Origin of the sequence: Aeromicrobium sp. (assembly GCF_049586495.1) — a bacterium.
Taxonomy (GTDB): domain Bacteria; phylum Actinomycetota; class Actinomycetes; order Propionibacteriales; family Nocardioidaceae; genus Aeromicrobium.
In genome coordinates this window covers 1-3,089 of sequence record NZ_JBAVCB010000125.1, presented here as the reverse complement: position 1 = coordinate 3,089, position 3,089 = coordinate 1, and the positions used below count along the sequence as shown (strand labels likewise).

The window sequence follows — 3,089 nt, the reverse complement described above, 5'->3', positions numbered from 1 at the left end:
GCGAAGGAGGCTGTCGCGCACGGCAGCGGCGGCTGGACGGTCGGCGGCATGGCCAAGGGGGCCGGCATGCTCGCGCCCGCGCTGGCCACCATGCTGGTCGTCGTCACCACGGATGCCGACGTCGATTCAGCCGCCGTTGATGCTGCACTGCGCACCGCAACGGCTCAGACCTTCGACCGGCTCGACTCAGACGGCTGCCAATCGACCAACGACACCGTCTTGTTGATGGCCAGTGGAGCATCCGGCATCGCTCCTGACCTTGCGGAGTTCACGCAGGCCGTCACGGCGGTGTGCCGTGATCTCGCGCTGCAGCTGCTCGCCGACGCCGAGGGCGCCGATCACGAGATTGCCATCGAGGTCGTCAACGCGGCCACCGTGGACGACGCACTGGAGGTGGGACGCTCGGTCGCGCGCAGCAATCTGTTCAAGTGCGCCATCTTCGGCAAGGACCCGAACTGGGGCCGCATCCTGGCTTCGGTCGGCACCACCCAGGCGGCCTTCGACCCAGGCGACCTCGACGTCGCTCTGAACGATGTATGGGTGTGCCGTGGGAGCGGCCCGGGCGAGTCGCCCGACATGATCGACCTGACCGACCGGGCCGTGTCAGTCACGATCGATCTCAAGTCCGGCGACCAGTCGGGCACCATCTGGACCAATGACCTCACGCAGGCCTACGTCCACGAGAACTCGGCGTATTCATCATGACCACTGAATTTCCTGATCCCGACCACGAGTGGCATCCCGACGAGTGGAAGAAGGCGACCGACCAGGCCGTCACGCTCGCCCATGCGTTGCCCTGGCTGAAGAGGTACCACGGCAAGGTCATCGTGGTGAAGTATGGCGGCAACGCCATGACTGACGAAGCGCTCAAGCAGGCCTTCGCCGAGGACATCGTGTTCTTGCGCCTGGCCGGGTTCAAGCCGGTCGTCGTGCACGGTGGTGGTCCTCAGATCAGCGCGATGCTCGACCGCCTCGGCATCGAGTCGGAGTTTCGCGGCGGACTCCGCGTGACGACGCCTGAGGCGATGGAAGTTGTCCGCATGGTGTTGACCGGTCAGGTCGGCCGCGAGCTCGTCGGCCTGCTGAACCAGCACGGCGATCTCGCCGTAGGGCTGTCCGGCGAGGACGGCGGGCTCTTCAAGGCTGAAAAGGCCATGCCGATCATCGACGGCGTGCCCACCGACATCGGCCTGGTGGGTGAGGTCGTCGGCGTGCGTCCTGAAGCGGTGCTCGATCTGATCGAGGCCGGTCGGATACCGGTCGTCTCGACGATCGCTCCCGACGCCCAGGGTCAGGTGCACAACGTCAATGCTGACACCGCTGCCGCTGCCCTCGCGATCGCGCTCGGTGCCGAAAAGATGTTGGTGCTCACCGACGTCGAGGGCCTCTACGCTGACTGGCCCCACAGCACCGACGTGATCGGCGAGATCAGTCCCGAGGCACTTGAGCAGATCATCCCGGACCTGGCGACCGGCATGATCCCCAAGATGACCGCTTGCCTCAAGGCGGTGCACGGGGGCGTCAAGCGCTCCACGGTCATCGACGGGCGGACCCCGCACGCCGTGCTGCTGGAGATGTTCACCGACGAAGGTGTCGGCACGCAGGTGGTGCCCGGCGTCGAGACGCGCATCCGCACCGCCCTCTACACGACCAGCGCCACCGGGAACGACGCATGACCCACGTCCCACAAACGTCCAGTGCTGCGTGGACCGACCGCTACGCCCACGCCGTCATGAACACCTTCGGTCCGCCGCAGACCATGCTGGTCCGCGGCGAGGGCTGCTATGTCTGGGACGCCGACGGCAACCGGTACCTCGACCTGTTGGCGGGCATTGCGGTCAATGCGCTGGGCCATGCCCACCCTGCGCTGGTCGAGGCCGTCTCGACGCAGATGTCGACGCTGGGACACGTGTCCAACTTCTTCGCCACCGAGCCGCAGGTCACGCTGGCCGAGAAGCTGCTGTCGCTGGTGGGCCAGGAGGGGCGGGTGTTCTTTGCGAACTCCGGTGCCGAGGCCAACGAGGCGGCGCTCAAGGCCACCCGTCGCACTGGTCGCACCAAGGTCGTCGCTCTGCACGGCTCGTTCCACGGACGGACGATGGGCGCGCTCGCCTTGACGTCCAAGGAGCCTTATCGCGCACCGTTCGAGCCTCTTCCCGGCGATGTCGTCTGGGCACCGTACGGCGACGCCGATGCGCTCGACCAGCTCGTCGACGACACGGTCGCGGCCGTCGTGATCGAGCCGATCCAGGGCGAGGCCGGCGTCATCGTGCCGCCGGAGAACTACCTGGCGCGAGTTCGGGAGATCACTCAGCGACACGGCGCGTTGATGTGGGTTGACGAGGTGCAAAGCGGCATGGGGCGCACCGGCGAATGGTTCGCGCATGCGCCATCGGGTGTCGTGCCAGACTTGATCACCCTGGCCAAGGGCCTCGGTGGTGGTCTCCCGATCGGCGCCTGCATCGCGCTGGGCGACGCCGCCACCCTGCTGCAGCCCGGTCACCACGGCACCACCTTCGGCGGCAATCCTGTGTCCACAGCCGCTGCACTGGCCGTCGTCGACACGATCGAGACCGACGATCTGCTGACCCACGTGGTGACCGTCGGTGAGCGGTTCCGCGCGGGGCTGTCGGACCACCCCGCCATCGCCGAGATCACGGGGCGCGGGCTGTTTCTCGGACTCGTCCTCGCCTCGCCGGTCGCGGCGCAGACGGCCAAGGCTGCACTCGGGCGGGGTCTGATCGTCAACGCGCCGACTCCAGACCGACTGCGGCTCGTGCCGCCGCTGGTCCTGTCGATCGAGCAGGCCGACGACGCCATCGCGATCCTGCGTGGACTGCTGGACACGGCGACGGACGCATGAGGCACTTCCTGCGCGACGACGACCTGAGTCCGGCCGAGCAGGCCGAGGTGCTGGCGCTTGCCGCCGAACTGAAGGCAGCGCCGTACTCCAAGACGCCCCTGACCGGTCCGTGCAGTGTCGCGGTCATCTTTGACAAGGCTTCGACGCGCACCCGGGTGTCCTTCGCGGTGGGCATCGCCGACCTCGGCGGCAACCCGGTGGTCCTCGACGCAGCGGCCACCCAGGG

General features: G+C 67.6%; 3 protein-coding genes and 1 pseudogene. All 4 read left to right on the top strand.

Annotation, left to right across the window (positions count from 1 at the left end):
* On the top strand, window positions 1-705 hold a 705-nt coding region (locus tag WB508_RS06640; RefSeq protein ID WP_423844093.1), incomplete at its 5' end, for a bifunctional ornithine acetyltransferase/N-acetylglutamate synthase.
* Entirely contained in the window at window positions 702-1,676 is a 975-nt protein-coding gene (argB, locus tag WB508_RS06635) for an acetylglutamate kinase (RefSeq protein WP_423844092.1), read from the top strand. The genes WB508_RS06640 and argB, both read left to right, overlap by 4 nt.
* On the top strand, window positions 1,673-2,863 hold the full coding sequence (locus WB508_RS06630) for an acetylornithine transaminase (protein WP_423844091.1): 1,191 nt from the start codon (window positions 1,673-1,675) through the stop codon (window positions 2,861-2,863). The genes argB and WB508_RS06630 overlap by 4 nt, the downstream gene beginning before the upstream one ends.
* Window positions 2,860-3,089 (top strand): annotated as a pseudogene (locus WB508_RS06625) (ornithine carbamoyltransferase); the annotation flags it as partial. The gene WB508_RS06630 and the pseudogene WB508_RS06625, both read left to right, overlap by 4 nt.